Origin of the sequence: Selenihalanaerobacter shriftii, from assembly GCF_900167185.1 — a bacterium.
Classification (GTDB): Bacteria; Bacillota; Halanaerobiia; order Halobacteroidales; family Acetohalobiaceae; genus Selenihalanaerobacter; species Selenihalanaerobacter shriftii.
In genome coordinates this window covers 104,828-121,023 of record NZ_FUWM01000008.1, presented here as the reverse complement: position 1 = coordinate 121,023, position 16,196 = coordinate 104,828, and the positions used below count along the sequence as shown (strand labels likewise).

Here is a 16,196-nt window from a genome sequence, read left to right as displayed (position 1 = left end):
ATTAAGGTTGTGAAATAATGGTTAGTGATGAGTATCGTAGGAAGTTAGAAGAATTTCAAAACAAAATAGGAATTAAATTTAATGATTTAAAATTTTTACAGAAGTCATTAACTCATAAATCGTATGCTAATGAAAATCAAGAGTTGAATTTAAAAGATAATGAACGATTAGAATTTTTAGGAGATTCAGTCTTAGATATTGTAATTAGTGAGTATATGTTTAATCGTTATCCAGATTATCCCGAAGGGGAGTTGGCTAAGATGAGAGCAGTAGTTGTTAGTGCTCCGATCCTAGCCGATAAAGCGAGGGAATTGGATTTAGGTAAATATCTGTTGTTAGGTAAAGGTGAGGATATGACTGGAGGTCGAAAACGAAGTTCAATTTTGGCAGATGCTTTTGAAGCATTAGTAGGTAATATTTATTTAGACAGAAATTTGGATATAGCCAGAGATTTTATTTTGAAATTGATGACATCAGATATTGACAATGTAGAGTCTGGAAATCATATTCAGGATTATAAAACTACGTTACAGGAAATAATTCAAAAGAGTTCTAATTCTAGACCAGAGTATCATGTAATTGAGGAAGAAGGTCCTGATCATAGTAAAATATTTACTGTGCAAGTTACGTTTAATAGTAAACCGTTGGGTCAGGGAACTGGTTCTAGTAAAAAAGAAGCGCAACAAGAAGCGGCTAAAAATGCATTAAAGAAACTGAAGTAGCTCGTTTAAATTAACGGGCTACTTTTTTATCTATAGAGGGGGTAATTATGGAAGATAAAGTAATTGTTGTTGGTGGTGGTGCAGCTGGAATGATAGCTGCTGGTATTGCAGCTAAAAATGGTGCAGATGTTCTATTATTAGAAAAGAATGAGCAGTTAGGTAAAAAGATTTTGATAACTGGTAAAGGACGATGCAATTTAACTAATGATTGTGATATTGAAGAGATTATTAATAATTTCCCTGATACGGGTTCTTTTCTTTATAGTGCTCTTTATACTTTTTCTAATTATCAATTGCGAGAGTTTTTTGATCAATTAGGAGTACCAACTAAAGTAGAAAGAGGTGATCGGGTCTTTCCTAAGTCCGATTCAGCTATAGATGTGGTAGCAGCCTTAAAGAAATATTTAGATAAAAATGGGGTAAAGATTAAATTAAATACTGCTGTAGACAATCTCTTAGTTGAAAAGAATCAAATTAAAGGGGTTATCGATAGGAGTGGCAATCAATATTTAGCTAAGAAGGTGATTTTTACACCTGGTGGAGCTGTATATCCTAGTACTGGTTCTTCTGGTGATGGTTATAATATTTTAAAGGATGTAGGCCATACTGTTAAACCTATTAAACCTTCCTTAGTACCATTAGAGACTAAAGAAGAATGGGCGACTGAAGCCCAAGGTTTACCTCTTAAAAATGTAGAAGCTACTTTATATTTTAATGAGCAGCCTATTAAGTCTGAATTTGGTGAATTATTATTTACTCATTTTGGAATATCAGGTCCTATAGTATTAACCTTAAGTCGAGATGTAGTCAATCATTTAGGTAAAGGTAGTTTAAAATTAGAGATTGACCTTAAACCTGCTCTTTCTAAAGAGAAGTTAGATAGAAGAATTCAACGGGATTTCAATAAATATAGTCGGAAACAATTTAAGAATAGTCTAGGAGATTTATTACCTTCGACATTAATTCCGATTATTATAGATTTATCTCCTATTCCTGAGGATAAATTTGTAAATCAAATTAATGCAGGTGAAAGAAGCCAGTTAGTTAAATTATTTAAAGGGTTAACATTAACTATTTTAGGTACTAGGGGATTAAGACAAGCAATTGTAACTAAAGGTGGAGTAGCTACAGATGAGATTGACCCTAGTACTATGGAATCTAAGATAGTATCAGGACTTTATTTAGCCGGAGAAGTAATTGATATCGATGCTTATACAGGAGGCTTTAATCTCCAGGCGGCATTTTCTACTGGTTATTTAGCTGGGATTAATATTATTAATTGAATATAAAAGGGATATTTTGCTATAGAGGAACATAGTATTATAAATAAGTAAAGATTATTATTATGAGGTGATACTATGTCCCGAGGATTTTATGAGTTTATATTAAAGCTTGTAGAAAAAATAGAGAGTTTATTAATTAAAGGTACTATTGCTTTAATTATTCTGTTGATTACTGTACAAGTAGCGTTAAATGATCCGATTAATACTGATTTACAATTAAAGCAGCTTCCTTTAGTAAAGAAAACTTTAACTTATTTAAAATTAGATAAGCTAAAGAATTATGTTAAAGATTTTAAAGCAACAGAATCTAAACCAGCTAATCAAGCTAATCTAGCAGTAATAGCAGAGCAACAAGGGATAATTGAATTAAAGATTTTAAATTCAAATAACGCTTCCCAAGTTAAGGTTTTAGTTAATAATCAAGTTAGAGGAACATTTAAGGATGATAGATTTCGACTTCGGGTTAAAAATGGAGATGAAATCATATTAGATTCTAAAATGATTAATAAAGGATTATGGGTTAAAGTAACAAATCTTTCAGATAATATTCAAAATTTTCAAGAAGGCGAACAGTTTTGGGTGAAAAATAATCTAAAACAATTAAGACGAGTAGAATTATATAAAAGATATTAATTTATGGTTGTAAAAAAGCTAATTTTGTGTTAATATAATAAAAAATAGTTTAATGGTAATCTGGTAGTATGGTAGTACGGTAATATGGTATATGAGTTTTAATAATCACTTATTACAACTGAATATTTAGTTTTAAACGACTTGATTTGTTAGGATGGTTATTTATTAGCGGTAGGAGTATCAAGTCATACTTAATTAGTATCTGAAACCTAAACACTCCTATTATGGGGGTGTTTTTTGTTTTTTAATCAAAGATAAGGAGGGAATAAGTATGAAAGATGATCAATCAAGTAAAGAGGTAGCTTCAGCAGCTATTAAGATGGCACTCACTGACCGTAAAGAGGAAAATGAATTAAAAAGAGAGTATGCTAAAGAAGGTTTAAAAGTAGCAGCGGTAGATTTTGGAGGAGAATTCACTTCTTCAGTAAAAAAGATTATAGAAAGAGCAGTAGTTGCTGCTAAACGAGAAAATGTGATTAAAGAGACCCATACTGACCAGGGAGCAGTAGCAGGTGCTACCAGAGAGGCTTTATCTCAGATTACTTCTAAGGCAATTGGTTTTAATGTAGGAGGAAAGATAGGGATTGCTCGTAGAGGTGACCATATTAGTGTTTCGGTTTTCTTTGCTATTGGTTTATTACATTTAAATGAAATTGCAATTGGACTAGGACATAGAGCAGTCCCTTAAAAAATTACTTAAAAGAAAAAGGGATGGTGTTTATTTAGTATGAGTAGTAAGGTTTATGCAATTAGAGGAGCTATTACAGTAGAGAATAATGAAAAAGAAGAAATATTAACAGCAACTAAAGAATTATTACTGGAAATTAAAGATCAGAATCAATTAGATGAAGAGGATATAATTTCTATATTCTTTACAATGACTCCAGACTTAAACGCTGTCTTTCCAGCTCAAGCTGCTAGACAGATAGGATGGGATTTTATCCCATTACTAGATGCTACTGAGGTAGATGTTCCAGGTGGTTTAGCTAAATGTATTAGAGTATTAATACATTTAAACTCTAATAATGAGTCAAGAGAAGTAGAACATGTATATTTGAGGAGAGCAGAAGTGTTAAGACCAGATTTAATTAAATGATTAGTTGAGGAGGAGAAGTGAGATGATTAGAGAAGCGATTTTAGATATTAAACCTTATGTACCAGGAAAGCCTATTGAGGAAGTTAAAAGAGAGTTAGGGCTAGATGATGTAATTAAATTAGCATCTAATGAAAATCCAATTGGACCGTCTGATAAAGCTATTGAAGTTATGCAAGAGACAGCAAAGAGTGTGCATATCTATCCTGATGGGAACTGTCATTCTTTGCGAAAAGCTTTAAGTGAAAAGTTAGCAGTAAAAGAAGATCAGCTTATTTTTGGTAATGGCTCAGATGGATTATTAAGTTTAATAGCAGAAGCCTTTGTTAATCCTGAAGATGAAGTACTTATGGCTGAGCCTTCCTTTAGTCAATATGAATTTGTAACTAATGTCATGGGAGGAGAATTAATATCCGTTCCCCTAGATAACTATACTTACGACTTACCAGCACTTTTAGATGCCATTAATGAGAATACTAAGATGATCTTTGTTTGTAATCCTAATAACCCAACAGGTACTGTAGTACCAGAAAAAGAAGTTAAGGAATTTTTAGCTAAAGTACCAGAGGATATAATAGTGATTATGGATGAAGCTTATAATGAATATGTTACGGTAGATGAATATCCTGAAACAATTAATTATTTGAATGATTATGATAATCTAATTATTCTACGGACTTTTTCTAAGGCTTATGGTTTAGCAGGACTTAGAATTGGTTATGGAATTGCTAATAAAGAATTAATTGGTTATATGGATCGCGTGAGACATCCCTTTAATGTAAACTTAATAGCACAAAGAGCAGCAGTAGCAGCACTAGAAGATGAAACACATTTAAATAAGAGTAGAGAAGTGAATGCTAAGGGAAAAGAATATCTATATCAGGAATTTGAAAGATTAAATCTAGATTATGTAACTACTGAAACTAACTTTATTCTAGTTGATGTTAAAGAAGATGCTGGAGAAATTTCTGATAAAATATTACAGCGAGGAGTAATTATCAGAAATGCACAGGCGTTTGGTTATGAGACTATGATTAGAGTAACTATCGGTACTGAAGAGCAGAATCAGCAATTCATTAATAATTTAGAGAAAGTACTAACTTAATCATATAAATGTCAAGTGGTAATTTTTTAATTATATTATACTAGGAGGGTATTGATGTGATAATAGTAATGGAAGATAATGCGACAAAGAATCAAATTGATAATGTAGTTAATCGAGTAGAAGAACTAGGATTTAAAGTACATCTATCTACAGGCGAAATTAAGACGATTATTGGTGTAATAGGAAAACAGAAGGCTGAATTGATGAAATCAATAGCATCTTTAAGAGGAATAGAGAAGATGGTTGAAATTACTAAACCTTATAAATTATCTGGTAAACAATTTAGAGACGAACCTACAGTTATTGATATAGATGGAGTTAAAATAGGTGGAGATTCTTTTACAGTAATGGCAGGACCTTGTGCAGTTGAAAGTAAGGAACAATTATTTGAATCAGCTGAAATAGTTAAAGATAAAGGAGCTAAAATTTTACGTGGAGGTGCATTTAAACCGCGGACATCTCCTTATAGTTTTCAAGGATTAGCAGAAGAAGGATTAAAAATGTTAGCAGAGGCTAGGGAGAGAACAGGTTTAAAGATAGTTACAGAAGTTATGGATACTCGTAGTGTAGAAGTTGTAGGTAAATATGCGGATATATTCCAAGTTGGAGCTCGGAATATGCAGAATTATCCTTTATTAAAGGAACTAGGCAAACAGGACAAGCCAGTACTTTTAAAGAGAGCAATGACTGCTACGTATAAAGAATTATTAATGGCAGCAGAGTATATTATGGCTGGAGGAAACTATGATGTTATTCTTTGTGAGCGAGGAATCAGAACTTTCGTAAATTATACTAGGAATACTGTAGATATTTCTACTATACCGGTAATTAAAGAATTAAGTCATCTACCAATTATTGTGGATCCAAGTCATGGTACTGGAAAATGGAGCTTAGTAAATGCAGTAGCTAAAGCTGCTTTAGCGGCAGGAGCAGATGGTATAATGACTGAAGTACATCCAGATCCAGCTACAGCATTATGTGATGGCCCTCAATCTTTAACTCCAACTAATTTTGCTAAACTAATAAATGAACTTAAACCGATTGCAGATGCTGTTGGGAAACAGATTTAAAGATTAGTATAGAAGTGAGCGTGGGAGTTGAAGATATGGAGAGGATAAAAAGAGTAGGGATAATTGGAGTAGGCTTATTAGGTAGCTCATTAGGTCTAGCTTTAAAACGTTTTACAGAAGTTACTGAAGTATTAGGTTATGATAAAGATAATCAACATATAGAAACTGCTTTAGAAATAGGTGCAATTGATAATGAATTATCTATTGAAGAGGGAGAAAATTCAAATAGTAAAGAGAATAAAATGCTCAAAAAATTAGATTTAGTAGTCTTAGCCACACCAGTAGGAGTAATTTCTAAGTTAGTTCAGGATATTCAGGAACAATTAAAATCAGGGGTTATTATTACTGATGTTGGTAGTACTAAGAGAAAAGTAATTAATAAAATTAAAGGTCAATTAAGAGAAGATATAATATATATACCAGGTCATCCTATGACTGGTTCAGAAATTAGTGGTCCTAAAGGGGCTGATGCTTATCTTTTTGAGAATGCTATTTATGTCTTAACTCCACTACAGGATGGCAATGGTAAATTTAATTTATTAGTGGAATTATTAGAAAAAATAGGTGCTAAATTACTCTTTATGTCTCCCAAAAAACATGACCAAATAGTAGCAGCCGCAAGTCATCTCCCACATATTATGGCTTGTACCTTAGTTGATGCTGTAGGAAAAGTAGCTCAAGAAGATGAAAGGGTCTTTTCATTAACCGCTGGTGGATTTAGAGATACAACTAGAATTGCCAGTGGTGATCCTATTATGTGGACAGATGTCTGTTTAAGTAATTCTAATTTTATTAGGGAGATGATTAGTCTTTTTAAAGATAGATTAGCAGAATTTGATTCGTTACTTGCAGATGCTGATTCTCAAGGATTATATAATAAGTTTAATCGGATTCAAAGTTTAAGAGAAGAAATTCCAAAGAAAAAACGAGGATTAATTTCTCCAGTCCATGAAGCAGTAATTAATATTTCAGATCACCCGAATGCTATTGGAGAAGTAACTTCTTCTTTAGGAAAAGCAGGAATTAATATTGTTGATATTGGTATCTTAAGAGTTAGAGAAGAAGGTGGAGCTTTACGTTTAGTATTTTCTACTGCCGAAGAATTGGAAGAAGCTAAGAATATACTAATTAAAAAAGGATATAAGTTACAGACTAAGTAGTATAAGGAGTTGAGAATTATGGATTTAAAAGTTCAACCTAAGAGTAGTTTAAGAGGAAATATAAAAATGCCAGGAGATAAATCAATCTCCCATCGCTCAGTAATGATTGGTTCTTTAGCTGCTGGAAAGACAGAAGTAAGTGGCTTTTTAACAGGTGAAGACTGCTTAAATACAGCTAAAGCATTTCAAAATATGGGAGTTAAGATTGAAGGATTAGGTTCTGAAGAAATGGTAATCCATGGAGTAGGCTTAAATGGATTACAGGAACCAGAATCAATTTTAGATGTAGGTAATTCTGGAACCTCTATGCGTTTAATGTTAGGGATTTTATCAGGTCAAGATTTTTATTCGGTTATTACCGGTGATGAATCTCTATCACAACGGCCAATGGCTAGAGTTACGGATCCTTTAAAAGAGATGGGAGCTGAAATTTATGGACGTGATAATGGTAATTTAGCTCCATTAACAGTACGTGGTCAAGAATTAACTAATTTAGAGTATGACTCACCAGTTGCCAGTGCTCAAGTAAAGTCCTGTATTTTATTAGCTGGATTACAAGCAGACGGCGCTACAATAGTAAATGAACCAGAAAAATCTAGAGATCATACTGAAAGAATGTTAGAATATTTTGGTGCAGAAGTAGAGGTTTCTGGATTACAAGTTAGTGTTAAAGGCAGACCAGCTTTAAAAGGGAAAAAGATTACAGTGCCTAGTGATATATCGTCTGCTGCCTTTTTCTTAGTTGCTGCTTTAATTAATCAAGATTCTGAATTAGTTTTAGAAAATGTAGGTTTAAATCCTACTAGGGCTGGTATTTTAGAGGTTTTAGATGAAATGGAAGCAGATTATGAGTTGTTAGATGAAAGATTAGAGAATAAAGAACCTATAGCAGATATTAAAGTAAAGAGTAGTGATTTAAAAGCAACAACGATTGGAGGAGAAGTAATTCCTAAACTAATTGATGAAATTCCTATTTTAGCTGTGGCAGCTACTCAAGCTGAAGGAAGAACTGTAATCAAAGATGCTGCTGAATTAAGAGTTAAAGAAACAGACCGAATTTCAGCTATGGTAACAGAATTAAAGAAATTAGGTATAGAAGTAGAAGAAAAAGAAGATGGCATGATAATTGAAGGTCCTCAATCAATTCAAGGAGGAGTACAATGTCAAAGTTATGGCGATCATAGAATAGCTATGTCATTAGCTGTAGCTGGTTTAATTGCTAAAGAAGATATAGTAATTACTAATACAGATTGTATTAAAACATCCTTTCCTAATTTTATCGATTTAATTGATGAGATATAATAAGATCTTTGTTTATTGAAAGATGTCTTTTTATGAAGAATAAGCAGGAGTCTAGTGCTCTTTCACGAATTAATTATTGGATAAGCAGATAGAATAGTGATGAAGGGAATGGATAATAATGAAATCGAATTTAGTAATTGCTATTGATGGTCCAGCAGGGGCAGGAAAGAGTACTGTGGCTAAAATGCTAGCTGATAAGTTAAATAATATATACATAGACACCGGTGCTATGTATCGGGCTTTAACTTTAAAGGCTTTGGATTTAAAGAGTAATTTAGATTCCAGTCAGGAATTATCTAAATTGGCTAAGAATACTGAAATTAAATTTAAAAAAGTTCATGGAGAAGACAGAATTTTATTAGATGGTAAAGATGTAAGTAAAGAAATTAGAAGTAAAGAAGTTACTAATAATGTTTCGTTAGTAGCTAAAGTACCGGCAGTTAGAAGGCAATTAGTTAAATTACAGCGAAAGATGGCTCAAAATCAAGGAGTAGTAATGGATGGTCGGGATATAGGAACAGTAGTCTTACCAGATGCTGATATTAAGATTTTCTTAACTGCTACAGTAGAAGAGCGAACCCAAAGACGATACGATGAGTTAAAAAGCAAAGGGAAAGATGTTAATTTTGAAGATTTAAAATCAGAAATTTCTCGACGAGATAAGTTGGATAGAGAGCGGAAAGTAGCCCCGTTAAAGATGGCGGAAGATGCTATTGAGTTAGATTCAACAATTTTAACAATTAAAGAGGTTATAAAACGTATATTAAAATTTTGTCAGGAGGAATCATACTAATGAATGGGAACCTAACCTATAAATTTGGACATTTTATATTTAGTACTTTTTTTAGATTTGCAACAGGTTGGGATGTAGAAGGTCGTGAGAATATTCCTGAAGATGGTCCAGTAATTGTAGCAGCTAATCATATTAGTAATTGGGACCCCCCGGTTTTAGGTAGTTCTTTGACTAGACCAGTTCATTATATAGCCAAAAAAGAGCTATTTGAAGTGCCAGTATTAGGTGATATTCTAAATCATATGGGGATGATTCCAATTAATCGTGGTAAACCAGACCGTAATGCAATTAGAGAAGCTTTAAATATTTTGAAGAACGGTGAAGTTCTTGGGGTTTTTCCTGAAGGGACACGGAGTAAGACTGGCAAATTAAGGAGAGCCAAGTTAGGGATTGTAATGATTGCTTTAAGATTTAAAGCACCTATCTTACCAGTGGGTTTATCTAATACTAATCAACCATTCAAAAGTAGAATGAAAGTAAAGATTGGAAAACCTTTTACATTAGATGAATATTATGACCAAAAATTGGATAAAAAAGAAATGAGAGAGGTAGGAGCTAAGATTATGGGGGAAATCAAATTATTACTTGAGTAAGGTAGGTGATGTGGTCATGGTATTTAAGATACTTATTACTTTATTGCAGAATATGTCGGTAGTGGCTGTTTTCGCTTATCTATTGAGTCGAACAGAGTTATTTAAGAAGATAGTATACGAACAGTCTAGCCCTCAGATTAAGTTATTTTTAGTTATTACTTTTGGGGGATTATCAGCTTTAGGAACATATATGGGTGTTTATATCTTTGATGCTTATGCTAATATTAGAGCTATCGGTGCTGTAGTGGCAGGGCTATTAGGTGGTCCTTTAGTTGGTTTAGGAGCAGGGTTAATCGGTGGAATACATCGGTATACCTTAGGAGGTTTTACTGCCTTTGCTTGTGCTGTGGGGACAAGTACTTCTGGCTTAATTAGTGGTTTAGTCCGAAAGTATCGTTCTTTTAATAAGATTGATGCTAAATTTGCCTTTTATCTGGGAATTGTAGTAGAGGCTATAGAGATGGGCTATGTTTTATTATTGAGTGATCCCTTTGTTACAGCTCAAAAATTAGTTAAAGTGATAACTCTCCCTATGCTTCTAAATAATGCTTTGGGTATTGCTATTTTTATTAATATTTTAAAATCTACTAAAGAAGAAGATGAAAAAGTAAGAGCATTACAATCACAGAAAGCTTTAGATATTGCTAATAAAACCCTTCCTCATTTGAGAGAAGGGCTTAATTATGAATCGGCAACTAAAACAGCAGAAACAATTTTGAATATGACCGATATTAAAGCAGTTTCTCTAACTGATCGAACAGAAGTATTAGCTCACAAGGGGTTAGCAGAAGATCATCATCAACCTGGTGAAAAGATATTAACTCAAGCTACTAAAAAAGCTATTGAGACTGGGAAGGTTTCAGTAGCTAGAAATCGGGAAAACATCGGATGTCCAGTAAAAGGTTGCGAATTAGCAGCAGCAGTTATGGTACCTATGCAGTTTCAAAATGAGATAATAGGGACATTAAAATTTTATAAAAATGTGGAGGATAGTATTAATGAAGTAGATATAGAGTTAGCTACTGGAGTGGCTAATTTGTTATCAACACAGATTAAAATTGCCCGTTTAGAAAAAGAAGCTCAACTAGCTACTCAAGCTGAATTGAAGGCTTTACAAGCTCAAATCCATCCTCACTTCTTATTTAATGCTTTAAATACCATTATTTCATTCTGTAGAACTAAACCTTTGAAGGCTAGAGAATTATTAATTAAATTATCATATTTATTTAGAAAGACTTTAAAAGAAGGAAATAGAGTAATTTCTTTAGAAGAAGAATTAGATTATATCAATAGCTATATTAGTATAGAAAAAGCTAGATTTGGAGAAAAATTACAAATTAGTAGAGAGGTTAGTCAAGAATTATTAGATTTACAATTACCTAGTTTTATTCTACAACCTTTGGTTGAAAATGCAGTGCAGCATGGAATTTCTCCTAAATCTGGTGGTGGTATGATTGAGATTATAGCTAAAGATTTAGGTGCTGAAATAGAGATTAAGATTAAAGATAATGGGATTGGAATCGGTTCTACAGAATTAACCGAAGTTTTAGAAGAAGGAAAAGGACATGGAACAGGAATAGGGTTAGCTAATGTTAATGCTAGATTAGAAAAGATATATGGAGATGGTTATGGTTTAAAGTTAGATAGCCAATTAGGTACTGGAACTGAAGTGATTGTAGTGATTCCTAAACAGTAGGAGGTAGGTTGAATGGGTTTGAGAGCAGTAATAGTAGATGATGAAGCACCGGCTAGAGATGAATTAAAGTTTCTGTTATCTGATTTTGAAGAAATAGATATAATTGCAGAAGCTCAAGATGGAGAAGAGGCATTAGGAATTAGTAAGGAGCAAAGACCGGATTTAGTCTTTTTAGATATTCAAATGCCAGTTAAAACAGGAATTGAAGTTGCTGAAGATATACTAGAATGGGATTGGCAGCCGTTAATTATTTTTACAACTGCTTATGATGAGTATGCAATTAAAGCTTTTGAATTAAATGCTATTGATTATTTATTAAAACCTTTTACTAAGGACAGATTTAAGAGAACGATGGAGAGAGTTCTCAAAAGACAAGGGAATAATAATAAAAAGGATATTAATCAACGGTTAGGCCAACTAATAGCCACAGTTGAAGCTTCAGAGAATTCAATAATAAAGATTCCAGTCCACTCTAAGAAAGGTAGAATTAAGTTATTAGATCAAGACGAGATAATAGCTGCTTATACTAAAAATAAAGATATCTGTGTTAAAACTAATGATGATGAATATAGAACAGATGCTAACTTATCAGATTTAGAAGAGAGATTGCCGAATCCTAAATTTTTTCGGGTCCATCGTAGTTATTTAGCTAATTTAGAAGAAGTTGAGGAGATTATACCTTGGTTTAAAGGTAAATATAGATTAATTATGAATGATATATCAAAGTTAGAGATTCCAGTTAGTAGAATGAAAGTTAAAGAGTTAAAAGAAATAATGAATTTATAGGTATTCTTGTAGAACAATGTAATTATATTTTTTTCAGTTTAGATTCATATAGTGCATTTTAGGTGTCTATTATTGTAGTTTAAAGAAGAAATATTACTGATCCCCTCTGAATTTATTATAATAACATTAGAATTAAGAATAAGAAATAGGAGGGGAAATAAAATGGTATCATTTATTGGTTCATTAATTATATTAATTGTAGGATATATGATTTATGGTACATTTGTAGATAATGTATTCGGAAGTGATGAAACTAGAGAAACCCCAGCACATACTAAAGAAGATGGTGTAGATTATATGCCGCTTAGTTGGCCGAGAGTTTTCTTGATTCAGCTTTTAAATATTGCCGGATTAGGTCCAATATTTGGAGCAATAGCTGGAGCTTTATTTGGCCCGGCAGCTTTTCTTTGGATCGTATTTGGATCTATTTTTGCCGGTGCGGTTCACGATTATTTATCAGGTATGATTTCTGTACGGAATGATGGAGCAAGTATTGCTGAAATTGCAGGTGAATATTTAGGAGAAGGTGCTCGTAAATTTATGCGAGTATTCTCAATTATTTTATTAATCTTGGTTGGGACAGTATTTATGACTGGGCCAGCAGGTTTATTAGCTAGTATGACAGGATTAAATCTTAATATGTGGTTAGGAATTATTATTCTTTATTATTTCTTAGCTACAATTTTACCAGTAGATAAAGTTATTGCTAAATTTTATCCTATATTAGGTGGTTCACTATTGATTATGGCAGCAGGAATTGCTGGAGGATTAGTATTTGGAGATTATCAGATTCCAGAGATTACTCTAACTAATATGCATCCTGATTCCCTATCAATGTGGCCGATGTTATTTGTAACAATTGCTTGTGGAGCAATCAGTGGTTTCCACGCAACTCAGTCTCCATTAATGGCTAGTTGTTTAGATCAAGAAAAGACAGATGGTCGTAAAGTATTTTATGGTGCTATGATTGCTGAAGGTGTAATTGCTCTAATCTGGGCAGCAGCGGCTATGACTTTCTTAGGAGGAACAGAAGGGTTGGCGACTGCCATGGCTAATAATGGAGGTCCAGCAGGTATTGTAAAGATAATCAGTAATGATATGTTAGGAGTATTTGGTGGTGTTTTAGCTATGTTAGGAGTTGTAGCATTACCTATTAGTTCAGGTGATACTGCTTTTCGTAGTGCTAGATTAACATTGGCAGATATGTTTGATTTAAGTCAAACTGAAACAGGTAACAGATTTAAATTAGCTATTCCACTATTTGCAATCGGAGTTATCTTATCACAAATGGACTTCAGTGTTATTTGGAGATATTTCGCTTGGTCTAATCAGACTTTAGCTATGGTTGCTTTATGGGCAGGTGCTGCATATTTAAAACAAAATGGCAGACTTCATTGGATTGCTACTATACCAGCTACTTTCATGACAGCAGTTTCCATTTCATATATTATTATTGCTCCTGAAGGATTTGGAATTCAAGGATCATTATCTACAATTGTAGGAGTATTAGTAGCTGTTATAGCTTTAATTTGGTTTTTAATAAGTCAAAATGAAGAAAAATCAAATCAAGCTAATGATTCTAATGAGGTTACAATTTAAGTTGAACGAAAATGTATTTTACTCTATATATTTGTATATAATAACAAATAATGTATTTTTCTCGAAAAAGTATGCCTTAATTTGAATTAAGGTATACTTTTTTTCTAATATAGGAAGGAATTATTTTATTGATGACGAAAAAATATAAAGGGTTCTTTTTAATTTTTATAATATTCCAGGTAAGAATGGGAATAATATCTTTAGAAAATGTATTGGTATTTGTTGGTTTGGAAGGAGGGTTGGGACTGGAGATAATTTTAGCTGATCATGCTGGGTTCTGTTTTGGCGTTACTCGAGCAATGGATTTGACGATGGACGCAGGTAAGAATGATGACAATGAGATTTATACCTTAGGGCCATTAATCCATAATCCTCAAGCTGTAAACAAGTTAGAGGGTCTGGGTATTCGAATAGTTGATGAAGTTGATGAAGTTAATGAAGGGACTATAATTATTCGATCACATGGAGTACCACCTAATACTTTGAATGAAGCTAAAGATAAAGATTTAGAAGTATTAGATGCTACTTGTCCATTTGTAAAGAAAGCACAAAAGAGTGCTGCTCGCTTACAAGAAGCTGGTTATCAGGTAATAATTAGTGGTGATAAACAGCATCCAGAAGTAGTAGCCATTTTAGGTTCAACAAATGGTCAAGCTATTGTGATTGAAGAAGAGGAAGATTTTGAAAAATTACCTAAAAAGATAAAGAAAGCAGGCATCATTGCACAGACTACCCAATCAATAGATAACTTAAAAACTGTTGTCAATCGGTTAATGGATATTACCGAGGAGTTAAAGGTGTACAATACTATTTGTACAACCACTAATGAACGACAAACTTCTGCTGCTGATTTAGCTGTTGAAGTAGATATTATGATTGTGATTGGGGGCTATAATAGTGCGAACACCAATCGTTTGGCTGAAGTCTGTTGGGAAGTTGGTACTACAACGTACCATATTGAAACTGCAGATGATTTAAGTCGAGATTGGTTTCATAATATTAAAAGAATAGGTGTTACAGCGGGGGCATCGACCCCAAACTGGATTATTAAGGAGGTTGTTAGTCGAATGGAAGATATTAAACAAGAAGAAAATGTGAATGAAGAAGTAGAAGAGGTGAATGAAGAAGAAGTAGAAGAAGTGAATGAGGAAGAAGTAGAAGAAGTTGATTATGAAGGAGTTAAAGCACTTGAAAAAGGTGAAGCTCTTGATGGCACTGTAGAGCAAGTTACTGATGACGGGGTTTATGTCAATATTGGAGCTAAATCTGAGGGACTTATTCCTCTTAATGAATTAAGCTCAAGTCATTTTGAATCTCCATCAGATGTAGTTGCTGAAGGAGACGAAATTAAAGTTGAGGTCTTAAACCCAGAAGATGAAGAAGGTAATATTCTATTATCTAAAAAGCGTATTGATTATGAAGAAGCTTGGGGAAGTGTACAGCAGGCTTATGAAAGTGGTGAAATTATTGAAGCTGAGGTCACTAAAGAAGTTAAAGGTGGCTTAGTAGTAGACATTGGTCTACGAGGATTTATTCCGGCTTCTCATGTAGCCATTGAATATATTGAAGATTTAAGCCAGTATATTGGTGAAACATTACCTCTAAGGATAATTGAAGTTGAAAGAGATAATAACAATGTAGTGCTTTCTCGTAAAGAAGTACTTGCAGAAGAGTTAGAAGAGAAGAAAGAAGAAATCTTTAGCTCGTTAGAAGAAGGTGATGTAATTTCTGGAACTATTACTAAGTTAGTAGATTTTGGTGCTTTTGTTGATATCGGAGGCGTTGAAGGATTATTACATATTTCAGAAATGTCTTGGGGACGAATTGATCATCCATCAGACGTTTTAGAAGAAGGAGAAGAGATTGAAGTTAAAGTTTTAGGAGTTAACCCTGAAGAAGAAAGAATTTCTTTAGGATTAAAGCAGATTTTACCTGATCCATGGGATCAATTCATTGATAATCATAATGAAGGAGAGGTAGTTTCTGGTAAGATTACTAAGACTGTTGACTTTGGTGCTTTTATGGAAATTGAGCCAGGTGTTGAAGGTTTAATCCATATTTCTCAACTTTCTCGTCGACATGTTGCTACTGTAGAAGAAGTAGTAACAGCTGGTGATGAAGTAGAAGCTAAGATTATTAATATTGAACCTCAAGAAAGAAGAGTAGGTTTAAGTATGAAAGAGTTAGAAGAAGAAGATGATAATGATAATAATAATAATACTCAAAGAAAGCAAAAAGATGTCGAAGAGTTCATTGATGATGATGAAGGTAGTGGAGTAACTATTGGAGATATGTTTGGAGAGTTGTTTGAAGAGTAAGATTTAGAATAATAAATTTTAAAATTGTTTATTTAATTAAGCC

The 16,196-nt window shown here is 33.1% G+C and carries 15 protein-coding genes; all 15 read left to right on the top strand.

Going from position 1 to position 16,196, the window contains the following annotated elements; all coding sequences use genetic code 11:
• Positions 1–17 precede the first annotated feature (17 nt).
• The 15 genes from rnc to B5D41_RS05630 all read left to right on the top strand — a co-directional run bounded on the left by rnc (position 18) and on the right by B5D41_RS05630 (position 16,153).
• Positions 18–722, top strand: coding sequence for a ribonuclease III (rnc, locus tag B5D41_RS05700; protein WP_078809650.1), 705 nt, complete (start codon positions 18–20; stop codon positions 720–722).
• Positions 723–769: 47 nt separating this feature from the next.
• A complete protein-coding gene (locus tag B5D41_RS05695; RefSeq protein WP_078809649.1) occupies positions 770–2,005 on the top strand; it encodes a BaiN/RdsA family NAD(P)/FAD-dependent oxidoreductase in 1,236 nt (411 codons plus the stop codon).
• Between the two features lie 75 nt (positions 2,006–2,080).
• Positions 2,081–2,638: a hypothetical protein gene (locus B5D41_RS05690; RefSeq protein WP_078809648.1), complete on the top strand. Its 558-nt coding sequence runs from the start codon at positions 2,081–2,083 to the stop codon at positions 2,636–2,638.
• 271 nt (positions 2,639–2,909) lie between these two features.
• A complete protein-coding gene (locus tag B5D41_RS05685) occupies positions 2,910–3,326 on the top strand; it encodes a HutP family protein (RefSeq protein WP_078809647.1) in 417 nt (138 codons plus the stop codon).
• 39 nt (positions 3,327–3,365) lie between these two features.
• Complete coding sequence (gene aroH / locus B5D41_RS05680; RefSeq protein WP_078809646.1) at positions 3,366–3,734, top strand: chorismate mutase; 369 nt, start codon at positions 3,366–3,368, stop codon at positions 3,732–3,734.
• A gap of 22 nt (positions 3,735–3,756) precedes the next feature.
• Positions 3,757–4,836: a histidinol-phosphate transaminase gene (gene hisC / locus B5D41_RS05675; protein ID WP_078809645.1), complete on the top strand. Its 1,080-nt coding sequence runs from the start codon at positions 3,757–3,759 to the stop codon at positions 4,834–4,836.
• A gap of 56 nt (positions 4,837–4,892) precedes the next feature.
• Positions 4,893–5,906 carry a 3-deoxy-7-phosphoheptulonate synthase gene (aroF, locus tag B5D41_RS05670; RefSeq protein WP_078809644.1) on the top strand — a complete coding sequence of 338 codons (1,014 nt, stop codon included), beginning with the start codon at positions 4,893–4,895 and terminating at the stop codon, positions 5,904–5,906.
• A 35-nt stretch (positions 5,907–5,941) separates the two neighbouring features.
• Complete coding sequence (locus B5D41_RS05665) at positions 5,942–7,066, top strand: prephenate dehydrogenase (RefSeq protein WP_078809643.1); 1,125 nt, start codon at positions 5,942–5,944, stop codon at positions 7,064–7,066.
• A gap of 18 nt (positions 7,067–7,084) precedes the next feature.
• Positions 7,085–8,368: a 3-phosphoshikimate 1-carboxyvinyltransferase gene (gene aroA, locus B5D41_RS05660; RefSeq protein WP_078809642.1), complete on the top strand. Its 1,284-nt coding sequence runs from the start codon at positions 7,085–7,087 to the stop codon at positions 8,366–8,368.
• 118 nt (positions 8,369–8,486) lie between these two features.
• Positions 8,487–9,161, top strand: coding sequence for a (d)CMP kinase (gene cmk, locus B5D41_RS05655; protein ID WP_078809641.1), 675 nt, complete (start codon positions 8,487–8,489; stop codon positions 9,159–9,161).
• Positions 9,161–9,754, top strand: a complete 594-nt coding sequence (locus B5D41_RS05650) for a lysophospholipid acyltransferase family protein (protein ID WP_078809640.1) — start codon at positions 9,161–9,163, stop codon at positions 9,752–9,754. Before cmk ends, B5D41_RS05650 begins: the two co-directional genes overlap by 1 nt.
• Entirely contained in the window at positions 9,747–11,450 is a 1,704-nt protein-coding gene (locus B5D41_RS05645) for a LytS/YhcK type 5TM receptor domain-containing protein (protein WP_234983902.1), read from the top strand. The genes B5D41_RS05650 and B5D41_RS05645 overlap by 8 nt, the downstream gene beginning before the upstream one ends.
• A gap of 12 nt (positions 11,451–11,462) precedes the next feature.
• Entirely contained in the window at positions 11,463–12,236 is a 774-nt protein-coding gene (locus B5D41_RS05640) for a LytR/AlgR family response regulator transcription factor (RefSeq protein ID WP_078809639.1), read from the top strand.
• Between the two features lie 162 nt (positions 12,237–12,398).
• Positions 12,399–13,835, top strand: coding sequence for a carbon starvation CstA family protein (locus tag B5D41_RS05635; RefSeq protein WP_078809638.1), 1,437 nt, complete (start codon positions 12,399–12,401; stop codon positions 13,833–13,835).
• A gap of 131 nt (positions 13,836–13,966) precedes the next feature.
• Complete coding sequence (locus B5D41_RS05630) at positions 13,967–16,153, top strand: bifunctional 4-hydroxy-3-methylbut-2-enyl diphosphate reductase/30S ribosomal protein S1 (protein ID WP_234983901.1); 2,187 nt, start codon at positions 13,967–13,969, stop codon at positions 16,151–16,153.
• Positions 16,154–16,196: the final 43 nt, after the last annotated feature.